Genomic DNA, 16,053 nt, shown 5'->3' with positions numbered 1-16,053 from the left:
TCGCCGCGTGCCGCGCGACGCCATCACTCTCAAGGGTCGAGTCCTGTACCTGACGGAAGACGTGGAGTGGATCCGTCGCCAGCTCGCCGGGGAAGACCTCCACTGGCCCCTCGAGCACGCGCTGCGTGGGGCCATCTCCACCGACGAGATCACCCCCGGTTGGGTGTGCTTCCACTACGACGAGACCCTCGGGCGCTACTGCCTCGTGGGTCTCGCGGGTGACGCCATCACGCAGGACGCCATCCGCGACGGAGGCTTCGACGTCATCGTCAGCGGTCGCAGCAAGGGCTGCGGATCGTCGCGGGAGACCGCGCCATTCTCCGAACTCGCTGCCGGGGTGCGCGTGATCGTGGCCGAGAGCATCGAAAAGATCTACGGGCAGAACTGCCAGAACATTGGGTTGCTCACCACCACCGACTTCGGCGTGCTGACGCGGCTCGAGGCGGGGGAGACCGTGCCCATCGACGCGTTCACCGAGGGGCTCGATCCCATCAGCGCCGACATCGTTCGGGCGGGTGGGTTGTTCGCCTACAACCGCGCGCGGCTCGCCGGCGAGATCGCCCCGCCCGCGATCACCACGGCGCCGCGCGCCATGACCATGGTGGAGAAGATCCTGGCGCGCCACGCGGTGGTCGATGCCGCCCACGGGCAGCTGGGGGTCGCCGCCGTGCAGCCGGGTGACGCGCTCTTCGCCCGGGCCGATCTCCGCTTCGCGCACGAGTACGTGACGCCCATGGCCGACGCGCTGTTCCGCGCCGCCCTCGGACCAGACGCCAGGGTGCGCGCGAAGGAGAGCGTGGTGCTCTTCCGCGACCACTTGACGTTCATCGGCGACGTCATGCCGGCGGCGCGCGTGGCGCAGGGGCTGCTCGACAAGGCCAACGGGCTCGCCACCACCCAGGCCGAATTCGCGGGGCGTCATCAGTTGAGGCTCTACGGCGAGAGCCCCCGCGGCGGCTCGCAGGCCATCTGCCACAACGCGGTGGTGGAGGACTTGGCGCTGCCGGGTCAGGTGGTCATCGGCACGGACAGTCACACCTGCATGGCCGGCGTGCTGGGGTGCTTCGCGTTCGGCGTGGGCTCCACCGACATGGCGAACGCGTGGTTCACGGAGGACGTGCGCGTGCGCGTGCCCGAGACGGTGCGCGTCACGCTGCGCTCCACGCTGCCGCCGGGCACCACCGCCAAGGACGTCATGCTGCGCCTCTTGGCGATGCCGTTCTTCCGCACCAGCCAGGGCATTGGCAAGGTGCTCGAATTCACGGGCGAGGGCGTCTACGCGATGACGCTCGACGAGCGCGCTACGCTGACCAACATGGCCGTCGAGGCGGGCGGGTTCACCGGCATCATCGCCGCCGACGAGCTGGTGGTGCAGGCCCTGTCGCGCTCGCGAGGACTCACGCCGGACGCCGTGCGGGCGCTGTGCGTCACGAGCGACCCGGGCGCGCGCTACGCCCACGAGCTCGAGCTCGACCTCGCCCAGCTGCGGCCCATGGTCGCGAGCCCCGGCGACCCCCGCAACGGCCGCGCCATCGACGAGCTCGACGCGCCGGTGCCGATCCAGATCGCGTACGGTGGCTCCTGCACGGGCGGCAAGGCGCACGACATGGATCTCTACGCCAGCGTCTTCCGCGACGCGCTCGCTCGCGGAGAGCGGGTGGCGCCCGGGGTCGCGTGCTTCATCCAGTACGGGAGCGAGAGCATCCGCGCCTACGCCGAGGCCCAAGGCTACGACGCGCTGTTCCGCGAGGTGGGGGCGACCGTCATCGCGCCCAGCTGCGGGGCGTGCATCAACGCGGGGCCGGGCGCCTCGAAGGACGCCTCCACGGTCACCATCAGCGCGCAGAACCGGAACTTCCCGGGGCGCAGCGGGCCAGGGGACGTGTGGCTGGCCAGCCCGCTCAGTGTCGCCGCGAGCGCCATCGCGGGGCGCGTCGTCTCCGCGTGATCGCCGCCGCCGCGCTCGGACTCAGGCCGCCTTCGCCTTCGCGCCCGCCCAGGGGGCAGGCGACAGGCGCACACGGATGCGCGCCGCGCACGACGTCCCCGTGGCTGTGTCGGTCAGGGTCACAGGCACAGTCACGTCTCAGGCGCGAACGACCCGTAGTCCTCGTGGCACTCCGCGACGAGGTCGTCATGCTTGCGCGGGGCGTCCGCCTCCATCCCCACCGGGGATCAGCACAGCGAGGGGTCGAGCGAGGCCTCCATGCACGTACCCATCACCAACTCGGCCGCGTTGCACATGGCGATGGCATGCACCGTGCCGATGTGGTTGTGCACGGCGCGTCGGTTCTTCATCAGCACGCGCGCGTAGCCCGGCTCCAGCCGCTCGAAGCGCGGCGCGATGGACGCGAAGTAGGGTGCAGCCTGCACCACGGCTTGGCTGAAGGCCCAGCGCCCCAGCGCGGTCCCGGAGAAGGTGGCGAAGCGCTTGGCGAGCGCGTTGGGCTTGGCGGCGGACGGACTCATGGGGTGGTCTCCTCGTTGGCGAATGTGATGACCTGGCGCAGGAAGCGCTCGATGGTGTCTAGCTCTGGTTCGGTGAAGCCTCGCTCCATCGGGCCGCGCACCTCACCTAGGACGGCCAGCCCCTGCTGCACCCGCTCGCGCCCCAGGGGCAAGAGGTGCAGTCGCTTCGTCCGCGCGTCCTCCGGGCACGGCTGCCGTCGCGCCAGCTGCTTGCGCTCGAGGCGCTCCGCCAGTCGGGTGACCGCCGCGTTGTCCAGTCCCAGCGCAGCGCTGAGGTCGGTCAGGCGCGCGCCGTCCTCCCGCGCGAGCTGGAACAGCGCCGAGAGCTGCGGCACCGTGACGTCGAAGCGCGCCACCGACTCGGCGTTCAGGCGCCGCATCAGGGCCTGTTGGGCCTGGTTGAGCAGCAGCACCAGCGGACGACGGAGTGGTCTCGGCACCCACGCACCGTGGACCGAAATGTTTGCCTAGTCAAACACGTGCGCGGTCGCACGCGCCGGGCGGCTGACCGCGACCCAGCTGACCCAGGTCGGGACACCGACCATGCAATCCCGGCGTGCAGGCCCCGCTGAGGGCGCGCGTCAGTGGTGCTCCGAGCCCCCTCCGAACGTCGCTCGGAGCCCCGTGAGCAGCGCTTCACGGTCGGCGGCTCCCAGCTCGGCCTCCGGGTGCAGCGGCGTGTACAACCCCGGGGGCATCTCCCCCTCGGCGTACTCTTCGGCGGCGTCGTCCGCGTGGCGTGCGCCGTCTGGCCACCCTGACACGTTGAAGTGCTCGCGGCCCTCCATCACGTCGTGCATCACCAGCCAAGATGCGGGGGCGATGTGCGTGTACCAGGGCCAGACCGTTGCGTGGCTGTGGCAGTCACCGCAGGCCGTCATGAACAGCTCGCGGGTTCGCGGGCTGTCCCACGCCGGCTCCGCGCCCATGGGCGGGTTCTCGTGGTCGCGCCCGTAGGGCACGAGCTGGATCAGCCCGAACGTCAACAGCGCGCCGAGCAGCGCGCGCTTGGTCCGGGGGGTCTTGGGGGGTGTCATGCAGCGCAGTCTAGTCGCTTGTCGCGTACGCGCCGCTCGCACCCACCAACTCCGCGACGAATGGGGTGGCAGGCGCTGCCCTCAGCTCCTCCCACGTCCCTCGCTGGCTGACGTGGCCGGCCTCCAGGACCAGCACGTGCCCCCCGAGGGCCTGAGCGTCCGCTGCGTCATGCGTCACGACCAACGTGGGCAGGTCGAGCTGGGCCAGGCGCGACGTGAGGACACCGCGCACCTCACGTCGCGCGTGTACGTCGAGCGCCGAGAGGGGCTCGTCGAGCAGCAGCGCCTCGGGGGAGCCCGCGAGCGCCCGTGCCAGAGCGACACGCTGCCGCTCGCCTCCCGACAGGGTCTGGACGCGCCGCGCGCCGAACTCCTCGAGGCCGAACTGCACCAGCAGCTGCGCCACCCGCTCATCCCGTCGAGAACGGCTCAGGCGCTCTGGCGCACAGCGCAGCGCGAAGTCCACGTTGGCGCGCACGTCGAGGTGCGGGAACAGCGCGAAGTCCTGGGGCACGTACGCGAGCCGCCGCTGCTCCACGGGGACGTCCACCCCTGCGTCGGTGTCGAGCAGCACGCGCCCCCCCACGGTGACGCGTCCACGTGTCTCCGGTAGGAGACCCAGCAGCGCGGCCAGCAGGCTGCTCTTGCCCGCGCCGTTCGGGCCCACGATCACCAGCGGTCCCTCGGCCGTGTCCAGCGCGACCTCCAAGCGCAGGGGCCCCACGCGTGCCGCGACGCTCGCCACCAAGGTGGCCCGTGGTGGCTCGGGGACGTTCGCAGGCGCGCGGTGGACGGTCATCGCCCGCTCCTCCTGTGCTCTTCCACCCGCTGCAGCACCCCCCGCACCCCGAGCAACAGCAGCAGCGACACCACCACCAGCACCACCGACAGGGCCTGGGCGGCGCGCATGTCGGTCTCGAGCGCGCCGTAGATCGCAAGCGGCAGCGTCTGTGTGCGCCCCTCGAGGTTGCCAGCGAACATGAGCGTGGCGCCGAACTCGCCCAGCGCGCGAGCCCACGCGAGCGCGGCACCCGCGACCAGGCCACGGAGCGCGAGCGGCACGGCCACGCGGGAGAAGACGCGCAGCGGCGTCGCGCCCAGGGTGCGCGCCACCGCCAGCACACGCTCGTCCACCCGCCGAAAGGCGCTCACCGCGGCTTGGACGTAGAAGGGGGCGCTCACGAACACCTGCGCCAGGACGACCGCGCCCGTGGTGAACGCGACCGACCAGCCCGCGGGGTAGAGCCAGCCCGCGAGCAGTCCGCGTCGGCCGAACGCGAACAGCATGGCCACGCCCGCGACGCTGGGTGGGATGACGATGGGCAGCTGCAGCGCGCTCTCGAGCGCGCGTGAGGCGCGGCTGTCCGCCCGTGCGAGCATCCAGGCGAGAGGCGTACCGAGCGCGGTGGTGAGGGCGAGGCTCACGCTGGTGGTCAGGAGGCTGAGCCGCAGCGCGGGCCACACTAGGGGGTGCCGCAACCCCGCGGAGAGATCACGCGGCGGGGTTCCGAGGACCAGCGCCACCAGCGGCAGCAGCAGGAACACGATCAGCGCCCCGCCGAGCAGCCCAAGGCCGACGCGCTGTGCGTGCAGCGTCCTCGGGCTCATGGCGTGCCCTCCGCGTTCGGCGCAGTCGCGGCGGCGACGAAGCCCGCTTCGGTGAGCGACGCCTGCCCCTGCTCCGAGAGCACCAGCGCGACGAACGCCGAGGCGAGGTCGGGCGCGGCGCCGTTCGACACCCGCGCGATGGGGTACGTGGCCGTCACGGCGAGCTCGGGGGGCACCCGCACGACCGCGACGCGCGCGCCCGCGCTGCGCGCGTCGGTGCCATACACGAACGCCGCGTCCGCCTCTCCCAGCACCACCTTGTGCAGCACCTGCCGCACGTCGAGCTCGCGCGACACCACGTGGGCGAGCACCTGCTCCCGGTAGCCAGGGCCGAGCGCACTGTCCGCTCGCTCGAGCAGCGCCGACGCGTAGCGTCCGGCGGGTACCTGCTCCGTCCCGAGCACCACGCGCTCGGCGCGCGGCAGGTCCGCCAGGCTGTGGAGCCACGCCTGGGCTTCTCGCGACACTACGAGCACCAGCTCGTTGTGCGCGAAGACCTGCGGCGCATCCACCAGGCCCGCCCGGCGCAGCGCCTCCATGTGGCGCTCGTCGGCGGACGCCAGCACGTCGGCGTGCGCCCCGAGCTCCAGCTGTGCCCGCAAGGCCTGCGTACCCGCGAAGTGGAGCACGACGTGCGTGCCCGGGTGCTGCCGCTCGAAGCGCGCGCCCAGCTCGCCGAAGGCCTCCCGTAGGGAGGCCGCCGCGAAGACGACCAGCTCGTGGCGCGCGGCCGAGACGCCCGGGTCGTCGCGAGCCTCACCACCGCAGCCCGGCGCGCCCAGCGCGAGCAGCGCGAGCAGCGTGAGATGCGCGCCCCAGCCGAGCTCCGCGATGTGTCGGAGGCGTGAGTGTGTCCGCACGCTCAGATCGTCCCCGTCACTTGCGTGTAGACGTATGCGGCGTCGCGCGTCGGCGCGTCGGGCGCGCGCTCGGAGAACTCTCCTCGCAGCAGACACGCCCCACCCAGCTCGAGGACCAGGTTGCCGGGCAAGGCCGAGACCCGCGTTCGCAGCTCCAGCAGGTGCCCCACGAAGCGCCCGGACGCGCCGCTCGGGTCGCGGATGCCCGCCGCCGTCCATGCATCCCGGGCCGAGGCGAGCGCGAACGCACGGTAGCCCGCCATGACCTCCACGTGCGCCGCCGTGAGCTCGAGCCGCGCGCCCGGTGCGTGTACGTTGCTGCGCGCGAGGGGGCCGTAGAGCCCCGTCGGACCGAAGTCGAACCGGCGCGCGCCGAACAGCGGATCAAAGCGCCCGTTGCGCCCATCGAGGGGGTCACGGTCGCCGCTCGCGAAGTCGTACTGCAGCGCCACGCGCGGGCTGCCTCGCCGCGCGGCGCGGTAGCCCAGGGTCGCGTGGAGCGCACCCGCGCGATGGCGCAGGTCACGCGTGTCCGTGGCTGCAGCGCTGGCACGCGAGCGCCCCAGCTGTGCCATGACCTCGAGCTGTCCATCCACCTCGCCCTCCGCGGGGGGGCGCAGCACGCGCACCCCGACCGTCACCAGCCGACGGTCGCTGCTCGGTGCGGCGATCGAGTCGCTCTCGAACAGACCGAGCGCGTAGCTCTCCACCCTCAGCTGTCCGCGGAGCGGGGCCGTGGCGTAGAATGCACCCCACAGCCAAGCGTTCAGGTTCTCGTGGTCGATCGCGGCGTCGTTGGCGTGCAACGACGCCGCGTCGCTGGGCCTGCGTCGCACGGGCACGACCGCGAACAGACGCGCGGAGTCGCGTTGCGCTCTCGTCCACTGCAGGTCCACCCCCGTGAACGCGTTGATGGTGTTGCGGAAGTCGTTGCGTGCCAGCAGGCGCCGGCTGCCGAGGTCCAGCGTCATACGTCCTGCCGTGATCGTCAGTCGGTCCCCGTCGGCCAGCACGTCTCCGAAGCGCAGCCCCGCGTAGGCCCGCAACAGCTCGAGCGGGTCGACAACGGTCGTGTTCAGCAGCGTCTCCGTCGTCGCGTACGCGCGCGAGTCCTGGAGCTCCACGCCCACCACCAGGGGCTCGAAGCGCAGCTCCAGCGCGAGCAGCGTGCGCAGCGAGAGGGCCCGCGCATCGCCCATCGCTGCGGCGCGGAAGTCATGCGTGAGGTGCTCGAAGCGCAGCCGCAGGTCGAGCCCGAACCACAGCCAGTCGGGCGCATGCAGGGCCTCTCGGGCGCGGAAGGGCGTCGCCGTCGGGGGGGGCGGGGTGGGCGGGGTGGGCGGGGCCTCGGCTGTCGGCACCGCGTCGTCTGGCCGGCTCGCGGGCTCCGCAGTTGTCCCCCTGCCCTCCACCGTTGGGCCTGCGGGCGGCTGCGCGTCCGCCACGACCGCACGCAACGTCAACGCGAACCCCAACGCAACCCACGGCGAGCGCCGCGCCCGCTCGCTCACGCGACCCCCACGTCCGCGGCGCGTCGACCGGCCTCGCTGACGTCGTAGCCCAGGGCGCCGAGCTCTCGTCGGAACGCGCGCGAGCTGAGCACGTCGAACAGCCGCGCCAGGCGGGGGTCCCCCAGGCCCTCACTGGACACGGCCAGGTCGTAGCGCTCCTCGGTCAACGGAACGAACCCGAGCCCCAGCGCCTCGGCGGCGTCGCGCGTCGCCACCCCCACGTCGCCGGCTCCCATCGCGATGGCGCGTGCGACGTCCATCGGCCCGCTCACCACCAGCGCCGGGTTCGTGGCCACGGCGGCTGGGAGCCCCTGCGCCTTCACCGTGTGCTCCAGCAGGCGCGTCGCGCCCGCCCCGCGCTCGCGCCCGACGACGCGCAGTCCGCGCCGCCCCAGGTCCTGGGCGCCACGGACGCGTCCCGCGTCGAGAGGCCGCACCACGAGCCCCGCCTCCCAGCGACCGAGGGTCACCAGGGTCACGCGCTGGCCTCTCACCACGCGGCGCACGTCCGCCACGTTCGCCTCCCCTGTACGAGGGTCCACCAGGTGCACGCCTGCCACGTGCGTGTGCTGCGCGTGCAACGCGGCGAGCGCGGCCGTGCTCGTCCGCGGAAGCCACACGAAGCGGCCCGCGCCTGGGAGACGGTTGAGCAGGTCCGCCAACAGACCGAGGCCTGCCCCGCAGCCCATCAGCACCACGTTGTCCTGCAGCTCGGGCAGTGGGCGCAGCGGTGTCACACGCACCCGTGGCGTGTGCGTGTCGCCAGTGCCACCTCGACGCAGCCCGTCCGCCGAGCGCGACGCCCCCTCGGGCCCCAGCCCGTGCGCGACCCACCGCCCTCCGATGTGCGCCAGCGTCACGCGGCCGCTCCTCGCGTCGGACGTGTCGCCCTCCGCCTGCAGGTCCGGGGCCGCAGGTGCGTCTCCGAACAGGTCCTCCACGCGGCAGTCGAGCACCTGCGCCAGACGCAGCGCCACGTCCACCCCTGGCGTCGCCCGGCCCGCCTCGATGGCGCTCACGCTCTGGCGGCTGAGCCCCACCCGTTCGGCCAGCAGCCCCTGCGGCAGAGCGCACGCTTCCCGCCGCGCCCGCACGCGGTTTCCACCTCGCGCATGCCCGTCGTGCTCGGGTCCCAGCGCGTGCTCTGGCCGCGTGTCGGGTGTGACACGAGCGCCGCCGCGCGTGGCACGCGGCCCTCGCGAGGGCAGGTTCGTTCGTTTCGTCATGTCGTGTGTGCTTTACATGGTGTCGAGCATGCGTTCCAGTGCCACGTGTGTCTCGAGGCCTCGTCCAACGGGCCCCGCGTGTGGGATGCTGCGCGGCATGCCCTTCGTTCCTCTCCGTGATGGCGCGCGCCTCCACGTGCGCGTCGTCGGCCGCGGCGAGCCGGTCCTGCTGCTCCCCGGCCTCGGCATGGCGAGCCACCACTGGCTCCCCTTCGTCCTCCCGCATGCCAGGCGCTTCCGCTTCTACATGCCAGACTTCCGCGGCCATGGGCGCTCGCGCGCGGTGCGGGTGCAGCTGCCCGACGTGTTCCAGAGCCACGCAGACGACGTCCAGGACGTCATCGCGCATTTCGGGCTGACCGACTTCCTGCTGGCGGGCGTGTCGCTGGGGGCGACCACCGCGCTCCATCTCCAGCGCGAGACCGGCTTCGTTGGCGTGCGCGCATACCTCCACATCGATCAGTCCCCGAACGTCCTGAACGACGCAGACTGGCAGCACGGCCTCGCTGGCGTGCGTCAGGCCGAGCTGGTGAACCACATGCGCGCGGCCAGGGCGCTCTTGGATCAGCACCCCGACGCGACCTACTTCCATCAGCTCCCTCGCGGCGCGCGTGAGCCCCTCGCCAGCGTGCTCGCCGAGCTGCTGGGTGTTCTCGGTGCGCCACCTCGTCGCACGGGCTTCATCCGGCGCGCGCTCCCGCGTCTGCCCGGTCCCGTCGTCCAGCGTGTCCCGCTCTTGCACCTCGACGACATGCGGACGTACCTCCGCGCGTACTCGGGGGGCGGCCACGACTACCGCCCCACGCTCGGCCTAGGCGACACCCCCGTGACCTTGATGGTCGGGATGAATTCGCCCCTCTACCCGGTGGCGGGTCAGGAGCTGGTCGCCACGCAGGCGAGGCGCGGCCGCGTCGTTCGCTTCCATCGCTCTGGTCACGTGCCGCTGCTGGACGAGCCCGTGCGCTTCCAGCGGGAATTCTCTCGCTTCCTGCGTCAGGCTCCTTGAGCTCCGCGTGCTGAACCGTCGGCGCGGCGCGCTCGGCCCCGTGATCGTCTCACGCGCTGCGCGCAGCCCGGCCGCGGAGCGTGTAGAACGCCGCATAGGGGGCGCGCACGTCCCCCGTGCTCGGGTCCGCCAGCCAACGCATCTGGAGCTTCGCAGGCACGGGGATGACCCCGGGCGCGCGGTACGTACCGAACACCACGTCCCACAGCGGCGAGGTCACGCCGTGGTTCACCGAGGGGTCCACGAAGTGGTGGTAGAAGTGGTGTCTGCGCGCCCAGCGCCCGTAGGGGCCAATGCCTGCGTGCGTGTGCTCTCGCCGGTGGAGCACCTCGTAGTACAGGTAGAAGGCCACGAGCCCCCCCGCGTAGCTCGCGCCCAGCAGCGGGCCCGCCACCAGCACGCTCGGCGGGAGCACCACGAGCAGCGCGGCCAGCGCGGCCAGCAGCTTTTTGTACGTCGGGGCGAAGTAGTCTCCCTCGCTGTGGTGACGCGTGTGCTCTTGCCCGAACAGGTTGCCCCTCAGCCGACGGTCGTGGCCGAGCCAGCGGTGGATGCAGTACTCGAGGAAAGACCAGGTGAGCGCACCGGCGCACAGGGCGATCAGGACGGCAGCGAAGGGGTTCATGGCATGACCTGTGGGTGGATGGTGGAGAGCAGCGCCTGACCCGCGTCGAGGGCCAGGGACACGTCGTCGGAGGGGGCGCCGAGGCCCGTGAGCAGCGCGTGCAGCAAGCTGCGCACGAGGGTGTCGGTAGCGACCGGCAGCAGCGAGAGGCGCTCTTGCTTGCCCAGCTGGAGCGCGCCGTGTAGGGCGGTGAACAGCATCAGCACGCGGGTCTCGGCCGGCCCGTGGCTCAGCTCGGAGCGCTGCGCGGCGAGGTCGAGCTGCCGCGCCATGGGCATCAGCGCGCGGTGCATGGCGGCCACGATCGCGACGCGGTCGTCTTCGTCCGGGAGGAGGATGCGTGGGTCGGCCAGCATCGACGAGAACAGCGCGAAGGCGTGCACCTGCTGCGCCGCGAAGCGCCGGTAGCAGAGGCAGAGCGCCACGATGCGCGCGAGGCTCGTGTGGTCCCCGGGGGCTAGCTCCAGCGCCGTCAGCTCGTCCCCCAACCGTCCGATGAGCTGGGACAGCACGCGGGTGAGCAAGGCGGACTTGGAGGGGAAGTACCGGTAGAGGGCTCCCGGCGTGTAGTCCGCGGCGTCCGCCACGTCTTTCATGTTCAGACCGTCGTACCCGCGCTCGAGCAGCAGCTGCGTGGCGGCGAGCAGGATGCGCTCCTCGCTCACCTGCCGGCGACGGGACTTCGGGGCCGTGTGCGCGCTCGCGTCGAGAACCATGTCCATTTAGTAAACGTCGTTCACGTTCTTGTCAAGGGCTCCCGTGGACCTCGCGTGCGGTCGGCGGGTCGCTCGTGCTCGCGCCTGGGCTCACTCGGCTCCCCATCACCCCGGTGGCAAGAAGCGCACGCGGACAGCGACCTGGCCACACACGCGCGCTACCCTCCCATCATGAGCGCTGACCCCAACGACACGCTGCCTACCTTGCGCCGCATCGGCGTGCTCACCTCGGGGGGCGACGCTCCAGGAATGAACGCCTGTGTTCGCGCCATCGCGCGGGTGGCGGCGGGCCACGGGCTCGAGGTGGTGGGCATCCGCGATGGGTACGCGGGGCTGCTCGATGGCCGGTGGGTTCCGGCTCGTCGCGCGGAGCTGGACGCCGAGCTCTCGCACGGTGGAACGCGCCTCGGCACCGCGCGTTGTGAGGCGTTCCGGCACCCCGAGGGGCGGGCTCGCGCGGCGGACCAGCTCCGCGTTGCAGGCGTGGACGCCCTGGTGGTGATCGGCGGGGATGGCAGCATGCGCGGCGCCTTGGCGCTCATGCACGAGCACGGTGTCGCGGTGGCGGGTGTGCCGGGGACCATCGACTGCGACGTGCTCGGCACGGACGAGACCATCGGCTTCGACACGGCCGTGGGGCGCGGCGTCGAGGCCATCGACCGTCTGCGCGACACGGCAGAGAGCCACCACCGCGTGTTCATCGTGGAGGTCATGGGCCGTCACTCGGGCGCCATCGCCATGGCGGTGGGCGTCGCGGGCGGGGCCGAGGCCATCGTCACGCCCGAGTGGCCCACCGACGTCTCGGCCCTCTCGACCTATCTGCTGCGTGAGCTCGCCGAGGGAGGCTCGGCGGTCGTGGTGGTGGGGGAGGGGGACAGCTCCGGCGGGGCAGCTGCGCTCGCCTCGCAGCTGCGCGCGCTCATGCCGAGCGCCGACATGCGCGTGACGGTGCTCGGCCACGTCCAGCGTGGCGGCGCGCCGAGCCCTCGCGACAGGATCCTCGCGGCCCGCTTGGGAGCGGACGTGGTCCTGGGGCTCGTGGCTGGCGAACGCGGCTTCATGACGGGCATGTGGCACGGCGATGTGCGACGCGTGCCCATCGCGCAGGTGGCGTGCGGCAACCAGGAGCCCGCCGAGCGGTTGGCCGATCTGGCGCGTGCCCTCGCGCTCTTGATGTGACCGTCGCTGACGGCGCCGCGACTCCGAACCGCGCGTCACCCCCGCCGACCACGCGTCTGTTGCTCCGGGGTCGGCCCTGCGGCGCGACTGGGCAAGCTGGCTGTGCGGGCGGGGCTGTCCGCCGCGCGCCACGTGGCCTATGCTGCTGTCCCCATGGTCACCGCCCTCAGCCGAGATCCCGCCGTGAGACTCGCCGTGTTCGTCGACGCGGGCCTCGTGTCTCAGGTGCCCACCACCTTCCAGCTGCTGCAGGGGCAACTGGAGATGGCGCCGTTCGTGCTGCTCCCCGACGCGGGCGACGACGACCGCTACGCGGGTGCGCCCCTCGGGCATCCGCTGCTGCGCACGCCGCTCGTCTTCTGGGAGGTGGGGCCCGACCACCTGCGCATCGGCCACGGCCTGCACGCCGCCGCCGAGTCACTCTACCGGCACCTGATGTTCGTGTTCCACGAGGGCATGCCAGCCTACGATCTGCAGCTCATCCAGACGGTCCCTGGCGGCCTCGCCACCTTCCGGCAGTACGCGCAGGACATCGAAGACGGGCGCACTCCGGAGCGCGCCCGCCAGCGCAAGCGCATCGACCTCGTGGTCCCCGAAGCCTCCCGCTATCGCCACTGCTTCCTCGAGCCCGGCGGTTGGATCGACCAGGCCGAGGCGCTCGACTACCCTGGCGAGGCCGAGGTGGCAGCCTTCCTGCGTCCGGAGTTCATGAGCCTCGTGCGCTTCGCGAACTACTGCGCACGCACGTTCCCCCGTCAGCCGCTCGACCTGCCCCTCGGGCGCCTGCCCGGGCATCTGCTCGAGCTCGCCTCACGTCGCTTTCGTCAGCCCGCCGCCTGAAGCTCGCCGCGTCAGGCGAGGAACGCCAGGCACTTGCCGACGTCCTCTCCCACGTACCCCGCCGGCCCGACGAATTCCTGCACGAGGCGGCGGTACTGCATGCGCTGCATGGCGGAGGGCCCCACGCGAATGGCCACCCGCACCTTGGCGTTGGCGTACGCGCGGAACCACTCGCCCAGCGTCGCCTCCGTCTTCGGGCCAGCCACCTCCGGTCCCTCGCTGACGTCCAGGAAGAGCCCACGGGGCTTGTGCTGCAGCCAGCTCAGGAGCGCGCGCTCGATCTGCCGCGCGTTCTCCGCGCCTTGCGCCAGGTCCAGGTCCGGCCGCTTCCAGATGCGCCCGCGCACGAGGTCGTGCTCCAGCACCAGCTCGTGGTTGTCCCCTGCGGCGCTCTCCGTTCGGGCCGCGCCCACGCGGCGCGGATTCGTGCCCTGCGTGGTCGGTACACTCTCTGGTTTCGTGCTCATCCGTCCGCCGATGGTACCACTCCCTCCCGCGTCGCGGTTGCGCATTTTTTGTACGCAAACGCCACCGATGATACTCGCGATGGTGAACCGCGGGCGAGCGGTGTCCTCGGGCGCATGAGCCCCGAGTACGGTCCAGAGAGTCTCCATGACGGCGCGTCTCATCTCGCGCCCAGGCACGATGATCACCCTTTTGGGTGTTCTTGGTGCATTGGGCCTGCATGTCTCCTCGGCCTCGGCCACCCCTACGCTGCGCGTGGCGATTGGGAGCCTGAGCACCACGTCAGCGGGAGATCCCGCCCTCGAGGGTCCGCTCCGCGTCGCGGTCGAGCAGGCCCTCGACGCCATGCCCTCGGTCGATCGGACAGGGCCTGCGCGGGCCCAGGTCGTGGTCGCAGGTTCGCTCGTGCGCCTCGAGCGCACGGCCCAGGGGGTGCGCGCCGAGGTGTCGCTGCTCGTGTCGGAGCGGCGGGGGGGGGCGGTCCGCATGCTCCTCAGCGGCCGGGCGGAGGCGCGGGGAGGCAGCGACCCAGTCCCGGCGAGCATCACGGCCGCGGTGCGCAGCGCCATGCGGCCCCTGGCGGATCCCGTGCGCGCGCGACTCGCCGCCCGCTGACGACGGTTCGACCCCCCGACACGACCGTTCACCCCGCGTCGCTCCCAGATTTCTCGCAATTTCGGCAAGTCGGGTAGAGTCGTGCCCCATGACCGTGGATGCCTGGATCACCGTGGCCGTCATCACCGCCATGGTGCTGGTGATGGCGTTCAACCTGGCCGGGCCGGACTTGGTGCTGGTCGGCGGCCTGGCGGTGCTCTTGGCGGCCGGCGTGATCGCGCCCAACGAGGCGTTCCTCGGGCTCGCGAACAGCGCCGTCATCACGGTCGCCGTGTTGTACGTCGTCGCGGCTGGCGTGAAGGAGACGGGGGCGCTCGACTGGCTGGCGCGGGCCCTCTTGGGGACCCCGCGCTTCATCCCCGGGGGGGCGCAGATGCGCTTGATGTGGCCCGTGGCCGCCCTCTCCGCGTTCCTGAACAACACCCCCGTCGTCGCCATGTTCATGCCGCTCGTGCAGGACTGGGCGCGACGCTTGCCGAACCTGAGCGCGTCCATGCTGCTCATGCCCCTCAGCTACGCGGCCATCCTGGGGGGCACCTGCACGATCATCGGCACCAGCACCAACCTGGTCGTGGTGGGCATGGCGGTCGCCCGGGACCCCTCGCTCAGCTTCCCGCTGTTCGAGATCGGGCTGATCGGGGTGCCGGCCGTCTTGATCGGCATCCTCTATGTGGTCCTCGTCAGCCCCTACCTGTTGGAAGACCGCAAGGCCATCACCGAGGGCAACGGCGCGCGGGCCTACACCATCGCGATGCGCGTCGAGCCCGAGTCGCCCGTGGTGGGCAAGAAGATCGGCACGCTGCGCGCGCTCGAGGGCCTTTACCTGTTCGAGCTGGAGCGGGCTGGCGTGGTGTACCCAGCCGTCTCGCCCGACGTGTTGGTCGAGGCCAACGACGTCCTGCGCTTTGCCGGTGTCGTGGAGTCCATCGGGGAGCTGCGCAAGATGCGCATCGTCCCCGTGGCGTCGGACGCCCTCCCGGCCGACGAAGAGAGCGCACGCCTGCGCCGCCTGAGCTTGTTGCCCGCGCCCGCCGTCGAGGCGTCGTGGGTGGAAGCGGTGATCGCTCCTCAGTCCGCCATGGTCGGTGTCTCGGTACGCGAGTACGGCTTCCGCACGCGCTACAAGGCGGCCATCCTCGCCGTGCACCGGCAGGGGGTGCGCATCGCCGAGACCAAGATCGGCGACATCTTGCTCGAGCCCGGCGACGTGCTGCTGATCGAGGCCCAGCCGGGCTTCGTGGAGGACCGGCAGCGCGACCCCAACTTCGCCCTCGTCGCGGCGGTGGCGGACAGCGAGCGGCCACGCCACGACAAGGCGGCGCTCGCGCTCGGCATCTTGCTCGTCATGGTGGTCGTCAACGTGACCGAGCTGTTGCCGCTGCTCACCGCGTCCCTGCTGGCGGCGGCCGCGATGCTCCTCACCGGGTGCCTCAGCGGCAACCAGGCGCGGCGCTCGATCGATTGGCAGGTGATCATGACGGTGGGCGCGGCCCTTGGGCTCGCGACGGGGCTCGAACGCAGCGGCGCGGCCGAGGTGTGCGCCACCGCGCTGGTGGACGTCGCGTGCCCCACGGGCGCGCTCGGCGTGCTGGGGGTCATCTACCTGTTGACCGCCATCCTGGCCGGCGCGGTCAGCACCAAGACCGCCGCGGCCGTCATGTTCCCCATCGCTTGGCACGTGGCGGGCGAGCTGCACGTGCCGACCATCGCGATGAGCTATGTGATCATGCTCTCCGCCGCGACCGCCTTCAGCACGCCCATCGGATACCAAACTAATTTGATGGTTTATGGCCCTGGGGGGTACAGATACGTGGACTTCCTGAAGCTCGGGCTGCCCCTGCAGGTCTTGGTAGGGCTCAGCTCGCTGTTCTTCGTGTGGCTCTACTGGCTCTGAAC

17 protein-coding genes are annotated in these 16,053 nt (G+C 71.8%); 6 read left to right on the top strand and 11 right to left on the bottom strand.

The window, feature by feature from the left end:
- Window positions 1-7 precede the first annotated feature (7 nt).
- A complete protein-coding gene (locus tag H6726_02370) occupies window positions 8-1,948 on the top strand; it encodes a 3-isopropylmalate dehydratase (GenBank protein MCB9656467.1) in 1,941 nt (646 codons plus the stop codon).
- A gap of 227 nt (window positions 1,949-2,175) precedes the next feature.
- Here H6726_02370 and H6726_02365 read toward each other — a convergent pair whose 3' ends face one another.
- From H6726_02365 to H6726_02330, 8 genes are all read right to left on the bottom strand, one after another.
- Window positions 2,176-2,469, bottom strand: coding sequence for a DUF4442 domain-containing protein (locus H6726_02365; GenBank protein MCB9656466.1), 294 nt, complete (start codon window positions 2,467-2,469; stop codon window positions 2,176-2,178).
- Window positions 2,466-2,909, bottom strand: a complete 444-nt coding sequence (locus tag H6726_02360; GenBank protein ID MCB9656465.1) for a MarR family transcriptional regulator — start codon at window positions 2,907-2,909, stop codon at window positions 2,466-2,468. Before H6726_02360 ends, H6726_02365 begins: the two co-directional genes overlap by 4 nt.
- 141 nt (window positions 2,910-3,050) lie before the next feature.
- A complete protein-coding gene (locus tag H6726_02355; GenBank protein MCB9656464.1) occupies window positions 3,051-3,506 on the bottom strand; it encodes a heme-binding domain-containing protein in 456 nt (151 codons plus the stop codon).
- A 10-nt stretch (window positions 3,507-3,516) separates the two neighbouring features.
- On the bottom strand, window positions 3,517-4,305 hold the full coding sequence (locus H6726_02350; GenBank protein MCB9656463.1) for an ATP-binding cassette domain-containing protein: 789 nt from the start codon (window positions 4,303-4,305) through the stop codon (window positions 3,517-3,519).
- The gene (modB, locus tag H6726_02345) at window positions 4,302-5,114 is read right to left on the bottom strand and encodes a molybdate ABC transporter permease subunit (protein MCB9656462.1); all 813 of its coding nucleotides are present in this window, start codon (window positions 5,112-5,114) and stop codon (window positions 4,302-4,304) included. The genes H6726_02350 and modB overlap by 4 nt, the downstream gene beginning before the upstream one ends.
- A complete protein-coding gene (modA, locus tag H6726_02340) occupies window positions 5,111-5,974 on the bottom strand; it encodes a molybdate ABC transporter substrate-binding protein (GenBank protein MCB9656461.1) in 864 nt (287 codons plus the stop codon). Before modA ends, modB begins: the two co-directional genes overlap by 4 nt.
- 2 nt (window positions 5,975-5,976) lie before the next feature.
- Window positions 5,977-7,485 carry an alginate export family protein gene (locus H6726_02335; GenBank protein ID MCB9656460.1) on the bottom strand — a complete coding sequence of 503 codons (1,509 nt, stop codon included), beginning with the start codon at window positions 7,483-7,485 and terminating at the stop codon, window positions 5,977-5,979.
- Window positions 7,482-8,711, bottom strand: coding sequence for a helix-turn-helix domain-containing protein (locus tag H6726_02330; GenBank protein ID MCB9656459.1), 1,230 nt, complete (start codon window positions 8,709-8,711; stop codon window positions 7,482-7,484). Before H6726_02330 ends, H6726_02335 begins: the two co-directional genes overlap by 4 nt.
- 97 nt (window positions 8,712-8,808) lie before the next feature.
- Between H6726_02330 and H6726_02325 the strand changes: the two genes are divergently transcribed.
- Complete coding sequence (locus H6726_02325; GenBank protein MCB9656458.1) at window positions 8,809-9,717, top strand: alpha/beta hydrolase; 909 nt, start codon at window positions 8,809-8,811, stop codon at window positions 9,715-9,717.
- 49 nt (window positions 9,718-9,766) lie between these two features.
- Here H6726_02325 and H6726_02320 read toward each other — a convergent pair whose 3' ends face one another.
- Window positions 9,767-10,342 carry a sterol desaturase family protein gene (locus H6726_02320; GenBank protein MCB9656457.1) on the bottom strand — a complete coding sequence of 192 codons (576 nt, stop codon included), beginning with the start codon at window positions 10,340-10,342 and terminating at the stop codon, window positions 9,767-9,769.
- Window positions 10,339-11,064 (bottom strand): TetR/AcrR family transcriptional regulator, encoded by a 726-nt coding sequence (locus H6726_02315; GenBank protein ID MCB9656456.1) that lies wholly within the window; start codon window positions 11,062-11,064, stop codon window positions 10,339-10,341. Before H6726_02315 ends, H6726_02320 begins: the two co-directional genes overlap by 4 nt.
- Before the next feature lie 198 nt (window positions 11,065-11,262).
- Between H6726_02315 and H6726_02310 the strand changes: the two genes are divergently transcribed.
- Both H6726_02310 and H6726_02305 read left to right on the top strand, forming a co-directional pair.
- On the top strand, window positions 11,263-12,237 hold the full coding sequence (locus H6726_02310) for a 6-phosphofructokinase (protein ID MCB9656455.1): 975 nt from the start codon (window positions 11,263-11,265) through the stop codon (window positions 12,235-12,237).
- Window positions 12,238-12,390: 153 nt separating this feature from the next.
- Window positions 12,391-13,077 carry a hypothetical protein gene (locus tag H6726_02305; GenBank protein ID MCB9656454.1) on the top strand — a complete coding sequence of 229 codons (687 nt, stop codon included), beginning with the start codon at window positions 12,391-12,393 and terminating at the stop codon, window positions 13,075-13,077.
- 11 nt (window positions 13,078-13,088) lie between these two features.
- Here H6726_02305 and H6726_02300 read toward each other — a convergent pair whose 3' ends face one another.
- Window positions 13,089-13,544, bottom strand: coding sequence for a hypothetical protein (locus tag H6726_02300; GenBank protein MCB9656453.1), 456 nt, complete (start codon window positions 13,542-13,544; stop codon window positions 13,089-13,091).
- A 145-nt stretch (window positions 13,545-13,689) separates the two neighbouring features.
- Between H6726_02300 and H6726_02295 the strand changes: the two genes are divergently transcribed.
- Together H6726_02295 and H6726_02290 are read left to right on the top strand one after the other, a co-directional pair.
- Window positions 13,690-14,157: a hypothetical protein gene (locus tag H6726_02295; protein ID MCB9656452.1), complete on the top strand. Its 468-nt coding sequence runs from the start codon at window positions 13,690-13,692 to the stop codon at window positions 14,155-14,157.
- An 88-nt stretch (window positions 14,158-14,245) separates the two neighbouring features.
- Window positions 14,246-16,051, top strand: a complete 1,806-nt coding sequence (locus H6726_02290; protein ID MCB9656451.1) for an SLC13 family permease — start codon at window positions 14,246-14,248, stop codon at window positions 16,049-16,051.
- Window positions 16,052-16,053 lie beyond the last annotated feature (2 nt).

The sequence above is a fragment of the Sandaracinaceae bacterium genome (genome assembly GCA_020633055.1).
Classification (GTDB): Bacteria; Myxococcota_A; Polyangia; order Polyangiales; family Houyiibacteriaceae; genus JADJJE01.
The sequence above is the reverse complement of the archived record's forward strand: the minus strand, read 5'-3'. Positions and strand labels throughout refer to the sequence as shown.